The sequence below is a fragment of the Serratia rubidaea genome (assembly GCF_016026735.1).
Classification (GTDB): Bacteria; Pseudomonadota; Gammaproteobacteria; order Enterobacterales; family Enterobacteriaceae; genus Serratia_B; species Serratia_B rubidaea.
The window spans coordinates 1145546-1160776 of record NZ_CP065640.1; the positions used below are offsets into that span (position 1 = coordinate 1145546).

17 protein-coding genes are annotated in these 15231 nt (G+C 59.6%); 9 read left to right on the forward strand and 8 right to left on the reverse strand.

What is annotated here, in order from left to right:
- Positions 1-117: 117 nt before the first annotated feature.
- From I6G83_RS05355 to I6G83_RS05365, 3 genes are all read left to right on the forward strand, one after another.
- Positions 118-1092 (forward strand): hydrolase, encoded by a 975-nt coding sequence (locus I6G83_RS05355; protein WP_054305101.1) that lies wholly within the window; start codon positions 118-120, stop codon positions 1090-1092.
- A 1-nt stretch (position 1093) separates the two neighbouring features.
- Positions 1094-1327, forward strand: coding sequence for a YheU family protein (locus I6G83_RS05360; RefSeq protein WP_015962171.1), 234 nt, complete (start codon positions 1094-1096; stop codon positions 1325-1327).
- A gap of 153 nt (positions 1328-1480) precedes the next feature.
- Positions 1481-2350 (forward strand): phosphoribulokinase, encoded by an 870-nt coding sequence (locus I6G83_RS05365; RefSeq protein WP_015962172.1) that lies wholly within the window; start codon positions 1481-1483, stop codon positions 2348-2350.
- A gap of 46 nt (positions 2351-2396) precedes the next feature.
- Here the strand turns inward: I6G83_RS05365 and I6G83_RS05370 are convergent, their stop codons facing one another.
- A complete protein-coding gene (locus I6G83_RS05370) occupies positions 2397-2804 on the reverse strand; it encodes an OsmC family protein (RefSeq protein WP_054305100.1) in 408 nt (135 codons plus the stop codon).
- A 380-nt stretch (positions 2805-3184) separates the two neighbouring features.
- Between I6G83_RS05370 and crp the strand changes: the two genes are divergently transcribed.
- Entirely contained in the window at positions 3185-3817 is a 633-nt protein-coding gene (gene crp / locus I6G83_RS05375) for a cAMP-activated global transcriptional regulator CRP (protein WP_004090925.1), read from the forward strand.
- Between the two features lie 54 nt (positions 3818-3871).
- Here the strand turns inward: crp and argD are convergent, their stop codons facing one another.
- The 7 genes from argD to ppiA form a co-directional block, all read right to left on the reverse strand.
- Positions 3872-5092, reverse strand: coding sequence for a bifunctional acetylornithine/succinyldiaminopimelate transaminase (gene argD, locus I6G83_RS05380; protein ID WP_054305099.1), 1221 nt, complete (start codon positions 5090-5092; stop codon positions 3872-3874).
- Positions 5093-5224: 132 nt separating this feature from the next.
- Entirely contained in the window at positions 5225-5800 is a 576-nt protein-coding gene (locus I6G83_RS05385) for an aminodeoxychorismate synthase component II (protein WP_015962175.1), read from the reverse strand.
- 30 nt (positions 5801-5830) lie between these two features.
- Positions 5831-6694, reverse strand: a complete 864-nt coding sequence (locus tag I6G83_RS05390) for a hypothetical protein (protein WP_152972173.1) — start codon at positions 6692-6694, stop codon at positions 5831-5833.
- A gap of 46 nt (positions 6695-6740) precedes the next feature.
- Positions 6741-8267, reverse strand: a complete 1527-nt coding sequence (locus I6G83_RS05395) for a helicase HerA-like domain-containing protein (RefSeq protein ID WP_054305097.1) — start codon at positions 8265-8267, stop codon at positions 6741-6743.
- Positions 8268-8352: 85 nt separating this feature from the next.
- The gene (gene btsR / locus I6G83_RS05400; protein ID WP_054305096.1) at positions 8353-9078 is read right to left on the reverse strand and encodes a two-component system response regulator BtsR; all 726 of its coding nucleotides are present in this window, start codon (positions 9076-9078) and stop codon (positions 8353-8355) included.
- The gene (locus I6G83_RS05405) at positions 9078-10763 is read right to left on the reverse strand and encodes a sensor histidine kinase (protein ID WP_054305095.1); all 1686 of its coding nucleotides are present in this window, start codon (positions 10761-10763) and stop codon (positions 9078-9080) included. Before I6G83_RS05405 ends, btsR begins: the two co-directional genes overlap by 1 nt.
- Before the next feature lie 162 nt (positions 10764-10925).
- On the reverse strand, positions 10926-11495 hold the full coding sequence (ppiA, locus tag I6G83_RS05410; RefSeq protein WP_015962180.1) for a peptidylprolyl isomerase A: 570 nt from the start codon (positions 11493-11495) through the stop codon (positions 10926-10928).
- A 63-nt stretch (positions 11496-11558) separates the two neighbouring features.
- Between ppiA and I6G83_RS05415 the strand changes: the two genes are divergently transcribed.
- The 5 genes from I6G83_RS05415 to I6G83_RS05435 all read left to right on the forward strand — a co-directional run bounded on the left by I6G83_RS05415 (position 11559) and on the right by I6G83_RS05435 (position 15195).
- Positions 11559-11792, forward strand: a complete 234-nt coding sequence (locus I6G83_RS05415; protein WP_138111974.1) for a hypothetical protein — start codon at positions 11559-11561, stop codon at positions 11790-11792.
- A gap of 95 nt (positions 11793-11887) precedes the next feature.
- Complete coding sequence (locus tag I6G83_RS05420) at positions 11888-12193, forward strand: PTS sugar transporter subunit IIB (protein WP_054305094.1); 306 nt, start codon at positions 11888-11890, stop codon at positions 12191-12193.
- 16 nt (positions 12194-12209) lie between these two features.
- Positions 12210-13532 carry a PTS sugar transporter subunit IIC gene (locus tag I6G83_RS05425; RefSeq protein ID WP_015962182.1) on the forward strand — a complete coding sequence of 441 codons (1323 nt, stop codon included), beginning with the start codon at positions 12210-12212 and terminating at the stop codon, positions 13530-13532.
- Between the two features lie 50 nt (positions 13533-13582).
- Positions 13583-13885: a PTS lactose/cellobiose transporter subunit IIA gene (locus I6G83_RS05430; RefSeq protein WP_054305112.1), complete on the forward strand. Its 303-nt coding sequence runs from the start codon at positions 13583-13585 to the stop codon at positions 13883-13885.
- Positions 13882-15195 (forward strand): 6-phospho-beta-glucosidase, encoded by a 1314-nt coding sequence (locus I6G83_RS05435; RefSeq protein WP_054305093.1) that lies wholly within the window; start codon positions 13882-13884, stop codon positions 15193-15195. The genes I6G83_RS05430 and I6G83_RS05435 overlap by 4 nt, the downstream gene beginning before the upstream one ends.
- Positions 15196-15231 lie beyond the last annotated feature (36 nt).

The following is a 15231-nucleotide window of genomic DNA, read 5'->3' on the forward strand; positions in this document are numbered from 1 at the left end:
AACGGGCGCTCCTCACCCATGCGCGATTTTTGCAGTATGATGGTTAACAGATGACATTGAAGCTAACAGTGCGCTATTGATCACACAATAGTCGCCAACAAGATTTTTATTCACCTTATGCATGAAACCTTTCGTCCCCTGAGCGGGGCCAGCAACCCGCATCTGCAAACCCTATTGCCGCGGCTGGTGCGCCGCCGCGTGCTGCTGCAACCGCACTGGCAGCGGCTGGAGCTGCCCGACGGTGATTTCGTCGATCTGGCCTGGAGCGAGGACCCCGCAAACGCGGGTGATAAGCCCCGGGTGGTGCTGTTCCACGGCCTGGAAGGCAGCTTCTACAGCCCCTATGCCCACGGCCTGCTGCACGCCTGGCGTGAAAAAGGCTGGCTGGGCGTGGTGATGCACTTTCGCGGCTGCAGCGGCGTGCCCAACCGCAAGCAGCGCATTTATCATTCCGGCGAAACGGAAGACGCCCGCTTTTTCCTGCGCTGGCTGCGGGATACCCATGGCGCCGCTCCCACCGCCGCGGTCGGCATTTCGCTCGGCGGCAATATGCTGGCCTGCTATCTGGCGCAGCAGCACCAGGCAAGCCTGCTGGACGCCGCAGTGGTGGTCAGCGCGCCGCTGATGCTGGAGCCGTGCTCCCTGCGGATGGAGCAGGGCTTCTCCCGCGTCTATCAGCATTACCTGCTCGGCCAGCTCAAGCAGAACGCCACCCGCAAGCTGCTGCGCGACCCGGCGTCGCTGCCGCTGCGGCTGCCGCAGCTCAAAGGACTGCGCCGGATGCGCGACTTTGACGACGCCATTACCGCGCGCATTCACGGCTTCCGCGACGCCACCGACTACTACCGGCGCTGCAGCGCGCTGCCGTTGCTGCCGGAGATCCAAACGCCGCTGCTGATCATCCACGCCAAAGACGATCCTTTTATGACCGACGCGGTGATCCCCGATCTGAGCGCGCTGCCGCCCAATATCGAATATCAGCTGACCGAGCGCGGCGGCCACGTCGGCTTTGTCGGCGGCACGCTGCACAAACCGCAAATGTGGCTGGAACAGCGCATTCCCGCCTGGCTTACCCCTTATCTGGATAAATAACGTGATTATTCCCTGGAAAGAACTGGACAGCAGTACGCTGAATAACCTGATTGAAGCCTTCGTGCTGCGTGAAGGCACCGACTACGGCGAGCATGAACGCTCGCTGGAGCAGAAAGTGGCCGACGTGCGCCGCCAGCTGCAGAGCGGCGAGGTGGTGCTGGTTTGGTCGGAGCTGCATGAAACCGTCAATATCATGCCCCGCGGACAGCTGCGCGCCGGCCGGCAGGAGAGTTAATCGCGCCGGCGCCCTATGACTGACGGCAAAAATCAGGTAACAATGGACATCTTGCAAACCAACTCGCGCAGCTTGCCGCTGGCAAAAATGTATCAACCACACTAAAAATTATTCTCTGATACGCGCGCTTTATTACTACGGAGTAACCCAAGTATGTCCGCCAAACATCCCGTAATCGCGGTGACCGGCTCCAGCGGCGCCGGCACCACCACCACCAGCGTGGCGTTCCGCAAAATATTCCAGCAGCTGGATATCCGCGCCGCGCAGTTGGAAGGCGACAGCTTCCATCGCTATACCCGGCCGGAAATGGACGCCGCGATCCGTAAAGCGCGCGACCTCGGCCGCCATATCAGCTACTTCGGCCCGGAGGCCAACGACTTCGGCCTGCTGGAGCAGAGCTTTATCGAATACGGCAAAAGCGGCAGCGGCCGCTCGCGCAAATACCTGCATACCTATGACGAAGCGGTGCCCTACAACCAGGTGCCCGGCACCTTCACGCCGTGGGAGCCGTTGCCATCGCCGACCGACGTGCTGTTCTATGAAGGCCTGCACGGCGGCGTAGTGACCGACCAGCACGACGTGGCGCGCCATGTCGATCTGCTGGTCGGGGTGGTGCCCATCGTTAACCTGGAGTGGATCCAAAAGCTGATCCGCGATACCGGCGAACGCGGCCATTCGCGCGAAGCGGTCATGGATTCGGTGGTGCGCTCGATGGAAGACTACATCAACTACATCACGCCGCAGTTTTCCCGCACCCATATCAACTTCCAGCGGGTGCCGACGGTCGACACCTCCAACCCGTTCGCCGCCAAAGCCATCCCTTCGCTGGATGAAAGCTTTGTGGTGATTCACTTCCGCGGGTTGGATCAGATCGACTTCCCCTATCTGCTGGCGATGCTGCAGGGGTCATTTATCTCGCATATCAATACGCTGGTGGTGCCGGGCGGCAAAATGGGGCTGGCGATGGAGCTGATTATGGCGCCGCTGGTGCAGCGCCTGCTGGAAGGGAAAAAGATCGAATAGCGGCGCGCGCCTTACGGGCTTCGCACCCGGCGCACGCCGGGTGAAGTTATTCCACGGCGCGGATTTCAAAACTGTGGGTCACCGTTGCCGCCTGGCTCAGCATCAGCGATACCGAGCAGTACTTTTCGGCGGACAGATTGACCGCCCGCTCCACCACCTTGTCGCTCAGCCCTTTACCGCTGACGATAAAATGCAGATTGATCGCGGTAAAGGTGCGCGGCGCCTCTTCCCGGCGCTGTGAGCTGAGTTTTACCTCACAGTCGCGCACGTCGTTGCGGCCTTTTTGCAGAATCGACACCACGTCGATCGCGCTGCAGCCGCCCACCGACATCAGCACCATCTCCATCGGGCTCGGCGCTTTTTCCCCGGCATTCCCGTCCATTATCACCTGATGGCCCGACGCGGACTCACCGAGGAAGGTCAATCCTTCCACCCATTTCACTCTTGCCTGCATACTGCTCACTCCGGTTAATTTCTTAAAATCAGACTACGCTTTCGCACTAAAACTGGCAACGGAACCTGATGCTGGTCATGCTGAAGCGAGACAACAGAAGACACTCGCCTCACTCTATGCTACAAACAAACCGCAATAACTCTTTTTTGGACACCGATTTTTCAGGGATCTGCCCAAGGAAACGCATCTTCAGCGAGATGTTAACAGAATGTAGCTTGCAGCACCGTCAGCAAGTTAATATGCTAAGGGCAATAGCGTATTTTACGGCACGCCTCAAAACCTGTTTATAGCCCGCATGCATTACCGGTTATCAACGCGTTTAACAGGGATCTTTGATCCCTGTGTTACAAGGCAGCGATTACAACAGAGGATAATAGCGAATGGTTCTCGGCAAACCGCAAACAGACCCGACTCTCGAATGGTTCCTGTCTCATTGCCATATCCACAAATATCCATCCAAAAGTACGCTGATTCACCAAGGTGAAAAGGCCGAAACGCTCTACTACATCGTGAAAGGCTCCGTTGCGGTGCTGATTAAAGATGAAGAAGGTAAAGAGATGATCCTGTCCTACCTCAACCAGGGGGATTTCATCGGCGAGCTTGGATTATTTGAAGAAGGCCAGGAGCGCAGCGCCTGGGTGAGAGCAAAAACCGCCTGTGAAGTAGCTGAAATTTCCTATAAGAAATTCCGCCAGCTGATCCAGGTCAACCCGGATATTCTGATGCGCCTTTCCGCGCAAATGGCCAGCCGCCTGCAGGTCACCTCGGAGAAAGTGGGTAACCTCGCCTTCCTTGACGTTACCGGCCGCATTGCGCAGACCCTGCTGAACCTGGCGAAACAGCCGGACGCCATGACCCACCCTGACGGTATGCAAATTAAAATCACACGTCAGGAAATTGGTCAGATCGTCGGCTGCTCACGCGAAACGGTCGGCCGCATCCTGAAAATGCTGGAAGATCAAAACCTGATCTCCGCACACGGCAAAACCATCGTCGTTTATGGCACGCGTTAATTAATAAGAAAACGGCGCATACGCGCCGTTTTTTATGCTGACGGCAAGGGTAGCTTATGCCGCATTCACCACATCCTGCACCGCACGCTCAAAACGCGCCATCCCTTCTTCAATATCCTGCGGTTCAATCACCAATGACGGCGCAAAACGGATAACGTTAGGTCCGGCGTTCAGGATCATCACGCCATGCGCGGCCGCAGCCGCCAGGAAATCCCGCGCCTTATTCTGATAGGCCGCGCTAAGTTCAGCGCCGATCAGCAGCCCCATGCCGCGAATATCGCTGAACACGCCGTATTTCTCGGCCAACTGCTGCAGTTTGGCCACGTACAGCGCATGGCGCTGCGTAATGCCGTCCAGCACCTGCGGCGTATTGATCACCTCCAGCGCCGCCTCGGCCACCGCGCAGGCCAGCGGGTTGCCGCCGTAGGTGCTGCCGTGCGTGCCGACCTGCATGGCGGAGGCAATCTCCTCGGTGGTCAGCATCGCGCTGATCGGGAAGCCGCCGCCCAGCGCTTTGGCGGTGGTGAGAATATCCGGCGTCACGCCGTAGTGCATATAGGCAAACAGTTTGCCGGTACGTCCCATACCACTCTGCACCTCATCAAACACCAGCAGCGCCTGATGCTGGTCACACAGCGCGCGCACGCCCTGTAGGAACTCGGCGTCCACCGGCGTAATGCCGCCTTCGCCCTGAATCGGCTCCATCACCACCGCGCAGGTGCTGTCGTCCATCACCGCCTTGACCGCCGCCAGATCGTTGTACGGCACGTGCACGATATCGGCCGGCTTTGGCCCGAAGCCGTCGGAATATTTCGCCTGCCCGCCCACCGAGACGGTAAACAGCGTCCGGCCGTGGAAGGCGTTATAGAAGGCGATAATTTTGGTTTTATACGGACTGTGGCGGGTAATGGCATAGTGGCGCGCCAGTTTAAAGGCCGCCTCATTGGCTTCCGAGCCGGAGTTGACGAAAAAGACCCGGTCGGCAAAGGTGGCGTCAATCAGTTTGCTGGCCAGCCGCAGCGCCGGTTCATTGGTGAACACATTGCTGGTATGCCACAGGGTTTCGCTTTGCTGCTGCAGCGCCGCCACCAGCGCCGGGTGGCAGTGGCCCAATGCGGTAACGGCGATGCCGCCGGAGAAATCGATATACTCTTTCCCCTCGCTGTCCCACACGCGGCTGCCTTGGCCCTTTACCGGCACAAACTGCGCCGGTGCATAAACCGGCAAAATCACCTGATCGAACGTGCTGCGATTGACCGCATGTTTTTCCGTCATTATTGGGTTCCACCTCAAGAGATTGGTTTTTTAACGCCGCCACCAAAGTGACAATATAGTCATAAAATATGCATAAAAAACCAATCAAGGGCAAACCAAAATCATCGATAATGGCGAAAAACTTATAACCGATTAACTTTTAAGGAAATTACTCAGCAGCGCGTGCCCCTGCTCGCTGAGGATGCTCTCCGGATGGAACTGCACCCCTTCCAGCGCCAGCGTGCGATGGCGAATGCCCATGATCTCATCGCGCATGCCGTCGCGCTCGCTCCAGGCGGTCACCTCAAAACAGTCCGGCAACGTTTTGGCGTCCAACACCAGCGAATGATAGCGCGTTACCGTCAGCGGATTATTCAGCCCGCGAAAAACGCCGCTGTCCGTATGGCGAATCGCCGACGTTTTGCCGTGCATCACCTCACGCGCGCGCACCACATCGGCGCCAAATGCCTGCCCCAGCGCCTGATGCCCCAGGCAGACGCCCAGAATCGGCAGCCGGCCGGCAAAGTGCGCAATCGCCGCCAGCGAAATGCCGGCCTCGTTCGGTGTGCAGGGGCCAGGGGAGATCACCAGATGCTGCGGCGCCAGCCGGTCAATATCGGCCAGCTGCAGTTCATCATTGCGCTTTACCACCACCTCGGCGCCAAGCTCGCAGAAGTATTGATAAAGGTTGTAGGTAAAGGAGTCGTAATTATCGATCAGCAGCAGCATGGTAAACGTCAACAGTGAAACAGGACCTGATTATACCGCGTCGCGGCACAACTGCCTTTTTCCTTTTTTAATCTTCTCTAACGGCTGCCCGCCCTGCAGCGGAAACAAAAACGTATCATCCTGTTTGAAGCGAATAAACTGCTTCCCGTCCTGAGCGCTATCCCACACCAGAGTGATATCGTCGCTGACGTAACGATCCTCACCCACCCGGCAGGTTTTTACCGGGACGCCGACCAGAGCGGCATAGCCTTGAATGCGCTTCTGGTGCTCAGCATCCATCAAGATGGCGTCGCTCGGCCAAGAACGGTAACCCAACATCATCATGGGGTAATTTGACAACGCCTTGGGAATCGGTGCGATAAGCATCAAACCGCAGGAGACAAAAAACATCGCGCCAATGCGCTGATAGAGCGGGTGCTCGCCCTCCCTGTTATGGAATAAGAACAGCATGTTAAAGATTAAGCCAATACAGAGAAAATAGACGACGGGCCATGACCGCTGACTGTCCCCGGGCAAACACAGTATCGCCACAAAAAACAACAATAAGATCAATGATAAAAACAGCGTAATTTTACCCTGAACAAGTTTGTGGCGAACCAACTCCCTCCCCCAAAATTTCGTCACCAAATAAGCGAGAAAAGTCATTGGCGCAACCGTCGCATAAGCGCCATAGACCAGCCCGACTACCATGATGAAAGAAAACAGGACGGCGACGATGATAAACGTCATGCTCTCTTTCAGGCTCAGGCTGCTGATACCGATACCTTCCACGCATAAATACAGCAGCATCACTCCAATGCCGATAATGCTAACCAACAGCGTTGATGCCGCCAGCAATGACGTAAATAGTTTCAAATGCGATACGACTTTGCTCAACGGCACGGAAATATCCATAACAGAGAAAACAAGACCGGCCCCGAATGAGGCCGGTTTATGGCCGTTACTTTTTACGGCCGCCCATGATCGAACCCAGCACGCCGCGCAGAATTTGCTTGCTCAGATCGCGCGCCATGCTTTTGGCAGCGGTCTGTACAATGCCGTCGCGTTTGCCGCCGCGCGGGCCAGTGGAGCCGAACAGCAGCTCATTCAGACTGCCCATCAGGCCGCCGCCGCTTTGCTGGCCGGCCTGCGGCGCCGCTTTATCCACCGCCTCCGCATCCTGGCCGACGGTGGCAAAGCCCTCGGACGACAGCTTCTCATAGGCCGACTCACGGTCCACCATCTCTTCATAACGGCCGTACAGCGGCGATTTATTGATGGCGCTGTTCAGCCCTTCCGCCCCCAGCATGCCCATTTTTGACTCCGGCGCGATCACCATCGCGCGCTCCACCACATGGGGACGCCCCTTCTCATCGAGGAACGACACCAGCGCCTCCCCGACGCCCAACTCGCCAATCACCGTTTCCGCATCAAAGTCCGGGTTGGCGCGCATGGTCTGCGCCGCCGCCTTCACCGCCTTCTGGTCGCGCGGCGTAAAGGCGCGCAGCGCGTGCTGCACGCGGTTGCCCAGCTGGCCGAGCACGCTGTCCGGAATATCCAGCGGGTTTTGCGTCACAAAGTAAACGCCGACGCCTTTGGAGCGGATCAGGCGCACCACCTGCTCAATCTTGGTCAGCAGCGCCGCCGGCGCGTCTTTGAACAACAGGTGCGCCTCATCAAAGAAGAACACCAGCTTCGGCTGCTCCGGATCGCCCACTTCCGGCAGATGTTCAAACAGCTCCGCCAGCAGCCACAGCAGAAATACCGAATAGAGCTTCGGCTGGTTAATCAGCTTGTCGGCCGCCAGCAGATTGATCACGCCATGGCCGTTGGCGTCGGTTTTCATCAGATCGTTGATGTCGAGCATCGGCTCGCCGAAGAACAGGTTGGCGCCCTGCTCCTCCAGCGTCAGCAGGCCGCGCTGGATCGCGCCGACCGAGGCGGTGGAAATATTGCCGTACTGGGTTTTGAACTGTTTGGCATTGTCGCCGACGTACTGCACCATCGCGCGCAGGTCTTTCATATCCAACAGCAGCAGCGCGTTATCGTCGGCGATTTTAAACACCAGCTGCAGCACGCCGCTTTGCACCTCGTTCAGGTCCAGCAGGCGCGCCAGCAGCAGCGGGCCGAGATCGGAAACCGTGGCGCGGATCGGGTGGCCTTTCTCGCCGTAGATATCCCACGGGATAATGGTGCAGGCCTGCGGTTGCCAGTCGGCGACGCCAATCGCCGTCAGGCGCGCCTGCAGTTTTTCATTCGGCACCGCCTCGGTGCCGATCCCCGACAGGTCGCCCTTCACGTCCGACAGGAACACCGGCACGCCGATGCGTGAAAACTGTTCGGCCATTTTTTGCAACGTCACGGTCTTACCGGTACCGGTCGCGCCGGTAATCAGGCCGTGGCGGTTAGCCAGGGCGGGCAGAATCGCCAAATCCTGAACGGGTTTTCCGTCTTTCATCGCCTTGGCGATAATCCGTGCTTCACTCATTTTCTGTTCCTTTGATGACGCTAACGCGGCGCAGATGCGCCTGTGATGTCATAAAGCTATAAGCGCGGCGGAACCCCGTCAAGCGCTAGCCGCGCAGCCCCAGCTGTTCTTTCAACGATTTCAGGTAGCGGCGGCTGACCGGCACCGCCTCGCCGACCGACATAATCATTTCCGCCGCGCCGCCCTCCTCAAAGCGGATTTCCCGCACCTGTTCCAGATTCACCAGATACTGACGATGGCAGCGCACCAGCGGCGTGCGGCTCTCCAGCGTGCGCAGCGTCAGTTCGGTAAAGCACTCCATGCCGTCGTTGCGCACCACGTAAACGCCGCTGGCGCGCGAGCGGACGGCGATCACCTCGTCAAAGCGCAGCAGGTAAATCCGGCTGTGGCCGGCGCAGGGGATATATTTCAAATAGCCCGCGCTTTCCGGCAGTGCGGCGACATCCTGCGCCGTATGGCGCTGCTGCAGGCGCTGCAGGGTTTTCTTCAGCCGCTGCGGTTCCGCCGGCTTCAGCAGATAGTCAAAGGCATGTTCCTCAAACGCCTGCAGCGCGTATTCATCGTACGCGGTGAGGAACACGATATGCGGCATCCGGTTGGGATCAAGCATACCCACCATCTCCAGGCCGCTGATGCGCGGCATCTGGATATCCAAAAACACCACGTCCGGCTGCAGCCGGTGGATCTGGCTGATGGCCTCAATCGCATTCGCGCATTCGCCGATAATGCACACCTCCGGCTCGGCGGACAGCAGATGGCGCAGGTTGTCGCGCGCCGAAGGCTCATCGTCGACGATCAATATGTTCAGCATCAGGCGGCTCCCTCCAGTGGAACGTATAATGTGATGCGGGTGAACGCCTCCGGTTCACAACTGACCCGCACGCCGTACTCTTCGCCGTAGCGTACGCGGATGCGCCGGTCCACCAGGCTCATACCCAGCCCGTCGCCCGGCGTTTTTTCCTGATACAGGCCGGCGTTATCCGTGACCTGCAGCAGCAGGCGCCCGCCCTCGCTGCGGGCGTCGATGGTGATGCGCCCGGTGCCCAGCAGCTGCGAGGTGCCGTGTTTGATGGCGTTTTCCACAATCGGCTGCAGGGAAAACGCCGGCAGGCGCACCGCCAACAGGCGCTCCGGCAGCGACACCACGATTTCCAGCCGGTCGGCAAAGCGCGCCTGCTCAATTTGCAGATAGGCGTTAACGTGCTCAATCTCGTCCGCCAGGCTGACTTCGTCATCCGAACGCTTAAGGTTCTTGCGGAAGAAGGTCGACAGATACTGCACCAGTTCGCAGGCGCGGTCGCCGTCGCGACGAATCACCGCCACCAGCGTATTTAACGCGTTAAACAGGAAATGCGGGTTCACCTGCGCGTGCAGCAGCTTGATTTCCGACTGCGCCAGCAGCTGTTTATGCCGTTCATACTGGCCGGCCATAATCTGCGCCGACAGCAGGCTGGCGATGCCTTCGCCCAGGGTGCGGTTGATGGTGCTGAACAGCTTGCTTTTCGGCTCATACAGCTTGATGGTGCCGATCACCCGCTGGTTCTCACCGCGCAGCGGGATCACCAGCGTCGACCCCAGCTTGCAGCTGCCGCTGATCGAACAGCTGTAGGAGAGCGCATTGCCATCGGCATACACCACTTCGTTATTGTCAATGGCGCAGCGGGTATGCGCCGAAGAGATCGGCGTGCCCGGCAGGTGGTGATCGTCGCCGATGCCGATAAACGCCAGCAGCTTTTCACGGTCGGTGATCGCCACCGCGCCGATGCCCAGTTCCTGATAGATCACCCGCGCCGCCTTCATGCTGTTTTCCCGGTCAAAGCCCTGCCGCAAAATCCCCTCGGTGCGCTCGGCCAGCTTGAGGGCTTTGGAGGAGAACGCGCTGGTGTACTTTTCAAACATCGCCCGCCGGTCGCGAAGAATCTGCATAAACATCGCCGCCCCCACGGTGTTGGCAACCAGCATCGGCAGCACGATATAGCCCACCAGACGCAGCGCCTCGTCGAACGGACGGGCGATGGCGAGGATAATGCCCATTTGCAGGATTTCGGCCACCAGGGTGACGCCGGCGACAAACAGCGGATTAAACAGCAGATCGAGCCGGCCGCGCCGCAGCGCCAGGCTGTGCACCAGGCCGCCGACCAGCCCTTCGGCCACGGTGGACACCGCGCAGGCGACGTCGGTCATGCCGCCGAGGGTATAGCGATGCAGCCCCCCGGTCAGCCCGACCAGAAATCCGACCGACGGCCCGCCCAGCAGGCCGCCCAGCACCGCGCCGATAGCGCGCGTGTTGGCGATCGAGTCCTGAATATGCAGGCCGAAATAGGTGCCCATAATGCAGAACACCGAGAAAATCACGTAGCACAGCAGCTTGTGCGGCAAACGGATGGTGACCTGCATCAGCGGAATAAACAGCGGGGTTTTACTCAACAGATAGGCGATCACCAGATAGACGCACATCTGCTGCAACAGCAGCAGCACCTGGTCAAATTCATACATCACAACAACGCATCCTGAACGAGAGGAACAACAAAACGCCGGCTATCCGGTTGATTATCTGCGTTGATTACACCATGAGCAGGAGGAGAAAACAGTGATGCAGGCGAAGCTTCAGGGAGGGGAAAACAGAAACCGGCCCCGCGCGGGGGCCGGTCTGAGCGCTTACGGCATGACCTTCGCCGACAGAATAACAATCGGCTTGCTCGGTACATTTTGATAAGGGCCGACGTTGCCGGTCGGCACCTGAGAAATCTTGTCGACCACGTCCATGCCCTTCACCACCTTACCGAACACCGCATAGCCGAAATCGCGCTGGCCGTGGTCGAGGAAGGCGTTGTCCGCCACGTTGAGGAAGAACTGGCTGGTGGCGCTGTCCTTGTCGGCGGTGCGCGCCATGGAAATGGTGCCGCGCAGGTTGCGCAGGCCGTTATCCGCCTCGTTCTTGATCGGCGCTTTGGTGCTCTTTTGCTGCATATCCGCCGTGAAGCCGCCGCCCTGAATCATAAAGCCGGGGATCACGCGGTGGAAAACGGTGTTGTCATAGAAGCCGCTGTTCACGTAGTCAACGAAGTTTTTCGTTGATACCGGCGCTTTCTGGCCATCCAGCGCCAGCTCGATATTCCCGGCGGAGGTGGTCAGCATGACGTGGGTTTCGCCTGCGGCCAGTGCGGCCGGCGCCATCGCCGTCAGAGAACACAGGGCGACAAGGGTGGTTAAGGTACGTTTGAACATGAGCGGGTCCTTTCTCTGGGAGACAAACAACGGAGAGCGCCCTGATTCTAAAGAGCCATTCTGATGAGCGCCAGCCATTTACTTATATTTACGCAATTGCGGGAAATTTCTCAAAGCCGCGCCACACTGCCTGGGCAGCCCCATATTTTTGCGAGTTATCGCCCGAATTTTCCTGACAAGAGTATGATCGCTATGCAGATTTTTGCAAAGCCGATCACGTATTATTTGCACCAATCGACTATTCGGCATTTTTTGCGACCTGTATCCCGTTTTGTTTCTGCGCTGCCGCTAGGCTAAAAATGAGAGCGCTCTCATTTGAGCGAAAACAAAATAAAGAACCGATGGCGGCCCACGCTGCGGCGCGCCGAAACGGGAATAACAGGAGAGCAATGATGAAAAAGATAGTGCTGTGCTGCGCCGCCGGTATGTCCACCAGCATGCTGGTCAAGCGGATGCAGGCCGAAACGGAAAAACGGGCGCTGACGCTGGAGATCGTCGCCGTGCCCGCCGCCGAATTTGAAAGCGCGCTGGCCGATGCCGACGTCGTGCTGCTGGGGCCGCAGGTGAAATATGAACTGGCGCGCTTTAGCCACATCGCCGCACCGCTCGGCAAACCCGTCGCGGTGATCGACATGATGGATTACGGCACGCTGCGCGGCGATAAAGTGCTGGACCACGCCCTCGCCCTGATGGCCTGAACCGGCGGAGATGCCCATGAGCCTGTACGCTTCCCTGATGCGCGTCGTGGAAAATCACATCGCGCCGCTGGCCGGCCGCATCGGCAGCCAGCGCCACATTATCGCCATCCGCGACGGCTTTATCTGCGCCATGCCGTTTCTTATCGTCGGCAGCATCATGCTGATCGTCGCCAACCCGCCGTTCGACGCCGACACCACCTCCGGCTTCGGCCGCGCCTGGCTGGGCTTCGCCAAGACGCACTGGAACACCATCACCATGCCGTTCTTTATGACCATGGGCCTGATGAGCGTGTTTGTAGCGATCGGCACCGCCTACAGCCTGGCCAGGCACTACGGCCTGGACGCGCTGACCGCCGGGCTGCTGTCGCTGATGGCGTTCCTGCTGGCGGCCGCGCCGCAGGCCGACAACAAAATGTCGCTCGACTTTCTCGGCGGTCAGGGGGTGTTCACCGCGCTGATCTGCGCCATCTGGTCGGTAGAGCTGATCCGCCTGCTGAAAAAGTACCACATCACGCTGCGCCTGCCCGAACAGGTGCCGCCGGCCATCGCCCGCTCGTTTGAGCTGCTGTATCCGGTGATCGGCATTTTGCTGACGGTCTACCCGCTCAGCATTCTGCTGCAGAGCGAGTTTCACCTGCTGCTGCCGGCCGCCATTATGCAGCTGTTCCAGCCGCTGATCGGCGTCGGCGACACCCTGCCCGCCATTCTGCTGATGGTGCTGATCGCCAACCTGCTGTGGTTTGCCGGTATCCACGGCGACAACATCGTTACCGGCCTGCTCAACCCGATCTTTATGACCAACCTGGCGGCCAACGCCGCGCTGGTGGCGCAGGGCGCGGCCACCACCCAGACGCTGACCGCGCCGTTCTGGTCGTTCTACGTCTGCATCGGCGGCTCCGGCTCCACGCTGGTGCTGGCGCTGCTGTACCTGCGCAGCCGCTCGGTGCATCTGCGCACCATCGGCAGGCTGAGCGTGGTGCCCTCGGTGTTCAACATCAACGAGCCATTGCTGTTCGGCTCGCCGGTGGTGATGAACCCGACGCTGTTTATTCCGCTGCTGCTGGTGCCGATGGTCAATGCCGTCCTGGCCTACTTCGCCCTGCACTGGGAACTGGTGGAAAAGATGGTCGCCATGGCGCCGTGGACCGCGCCGGCCCCGCTCGGCGCGCTGATCTCCGCCTCGTGGGATATCCGCGCCGCCGTACTGGTATTGCTGCTGATGGCGCTCGACTTCGCCATCTGGCTGCCGTTCTTCAAAGTGTATGAAAAACAGTTAATCGCGCAGGAAATGCAGCAGGCCGAAGCCGAACGCGCTGCATCTGCGGCAACAGGAGCCTAACCGTGAGTGAATTAACCCCCGACGTCAGTCAGGACTTCGAAAGCACCATTATGGAATTGCTGGTGTTCGCCGGCAGCGCCCGCAGCAGCGCGCTGATGGCCCTGCAGCAGGCGCGGGCGGGCGACTTTAACGCCTCCGCCGCGCAGATGGCCGAATCCAAACGGGCGGTGACGCAGGCGCACCAGATTCAGACCCGGCTTATCGGCCTGGACGAAGGCAGCGGCAAGCTGGCCATCAACCTGATCACCGTGCACGCCCAGGACCACCTGATGAACGCCATGGTGATTCAGGATCTGGCAGACGACATGATCGAACTTTATCGCCGACAGGCGCAAGCGGAGGCGCGCGGATGAATACCCTGAAAATCGCCATTATCGGCGGCGGCAGCAGCTATACGCCGGAACTGGTCGAAGGCCTGATTGAACGCATTGAGGAACTGCCGGTCAGCGAACTGGCGCTGGTCGACGTCGAGGCCGGCCGCGAGAAAGTGGAAATTATCGCCGCACTGACCAAACGCATGCTGGCGCGGCACGGGCTGGAGCGGGTCGCGGTCAGCGTCCACTTTGCACTGGACGACGCCATCCGCGGCGCGCAGTTCGTGCTGACGCAGCTGCGCGTCGGACAGTTGCCGGCCCGCGCCGCCGACGAGCGTCTGGGGCTGAAGTATCGCCTGATCGGCCAGGAGACTACCGGCGTCGGCGGCTTTGCCAAGGCGCTGCGCACCATTCCGGTGATGCTGGATATCGCGCGCCGGGTCGAACGGCTGGCGCCGGAGGCCTGGATCATCAACTTCACCAACCCGGCCGGCATCGTGACCGAAGCGGTCTCCCGCTATACCAAGGCGAAAATTATCGGCCTGTGCAACGTGCCGATCAGCATGCACCATATGATCGCCAACATGCTGGAAGCGCCGTTTGACGCTATTCAACTGCGCTTTGCCGGGCTCAACCACATGGTCTGGGTGCATCAGGTGCTGCACAACGGCCGGGACGTCACCGCCGAAGTCATCGACAAGCTGTGCGACGGCGCGACGCTGACCATGAACAACATCAAGGAAGAGCCGTGGCCGCCGGCGTTCCTGCGCGCCACCGGCGCCATCCCCTGCCCTTACCACCGCTACTTCTACCAGACGCAGGAGATGCTGGCGGAAGAGGTGGCCGCCGCCGCCGAACGCGGTACGCGCGCCGAGCAGGTGATGCAGGTGGAAAAAGAGCTGTTCGCGCTGTACGCCGATCCGCATCTGGACAGCAAGCCGCAGCAGCTCAGCTTCCGCGGCGGCTCCTTCTACTCGCAGGTGGCGCTGGAGCTGATCCGCGCGATTCACAACAATCTCGGCACGCAATTAGTGGTAAACACCGCAAACCGCGGCGCTATTCATGGCCTCGCCGACGATGCTGTGATAGAAACCAACTGTATCGTCGATGCGCAGGGCGCCCGTCCGCTGGCCTTCGGCCGCCTGCCGGACTCCATGCATGCGCTGACCCAGCAGGTGAAGGCCTATGAGCGTCTGACCATTGAGGCCGCCGTACACGGCGATCGCCGCAGCGCGCTGCTGGCGCTGGTCACCAACCCGCTGGTCGCCAGTGCCAACATTGCCGAACCGCTGCTGGAAGAGGTGCTGCAGGTCAATCACGCCTACCTGCCGCAGTTTACCGCCCGATAGCCGGCAAGGCGGTGCCAAGACACAGGATCGCAAGGA

Excerpts from the sequence above, each read along its gene's own strand:
- I6G83_RS05355 (WP_054305101.1), top strand. The coding sequence starts at position 118 with ATGCATGAAACCTTTCGTCCCCTGAGCGGGGCCAGCAACCCGCATCTG.
- I6G83_RS05365 (WP_015962172.1), top strand. The coding sequence starts at position 1,481 with ATGTCCGCCAAACATCCCGTAATCGCGGTGACCGGCTCCAGCGGCGCC.
- I6G83_RS05370 (WP_054305100.1), bottom strand. The coding sequence starts at position 2,804 with ATGCAGGCAAGAGTGAAATGGGTGGAAGGATTGACCTTCCTCGGTGAG.
- crp (WP_004090925.1), top strand. The coding sequence starts at position 3,185 with ATGGTTCTCGGCAAACCGCAAACAGACCCGACTCTCGAATGGTTCCTG.
- argD (WP_054305099.1), bottom strand. The coding sequence starts at position 5,092 with ATGACGGAAAAACATGCGGTCAATCGCAGCACGTTCGATCAGGTGATT.
- I6G83_RS05385 (WP_015962175.1), bottom strand. The coding sequence starts at position 5,800 with ATGCTGCTGCTGATCGATAATTACGACTCCTTTACCTACAACCTTTAT.
- I6G83_RS05390 (WP_152972173.1), bottom strand. The coding sequence starts at position 6,694 with ATGGATATTTCCGTGCCGTTGAGCAAAGTCGTATCGCATTTGAAACTA.
- I6G83_RS05395 (WP_054305097.1), bottom strand. The coding sequence starts at position 8,267 with ATGAGTGAAGCACGGATTATCGCCAAGGCGATGAAAGACGGAAAACCC.
- btsR (WP_054305096.1), bottom strand. The coding sequence starts at position 9,078 with ATGCTGAACATATTGATCGTCGACGATGAGCCTTCGGCGCGCGACAAC.
- I6G83_RS05405 (WP_054305095.1), bottom strand. The coding sequence starts at position 10,763 with ATGTATGAATTTGACCAGGTGCTGCTGCTGTTGCAGCAGATGTGCGTC.
- ppiA (WP_015962180.1), bottom strand. The coding sequence starts at position 11,495 with ATGTTCAAACGTACCTTAACCACCCTTGTCGCCCTGTGTTCTCTGACG.
- I6G83_RS05415 (WP_138111974.1), top strand. The coding sequence starts at position 11,559 with ATGAGCGCCAGCCATTTACTTATATTTACGCAATTGCGGGAAATTTCT.
- I6G83_RS05420 (WP_054305094.1), top strand. The coding sequence starts at position 11,888 with ATGAAAAAGATAGTGCTGTGCTGCGCCGCCGGTATGTCCACCAGCATG.
- I6G83_RS05425 (WP_015962182.1), top strand. The coding sequence starts at position 12,210 with ATGAGCCTGTACGCTTCCCTGATGCGCGTCGTGGAAAATCACATCGCG.
- I6G83_RS05430 (WP_054305112.1), top strand. The coding sequence starts at position 13,583 with ATGGAATTGCTGGTGTTCGCCGGCAGCGCCCGCAGCAGCGCGCTGATG.
- I6G83_RS05435 (WP_054305093.1), top strand. The coding sequence starts at position 13,882 with ATGAATACCCTGAAAATCGCCATTATCGGCGGCGGCAGCAGCTATACG.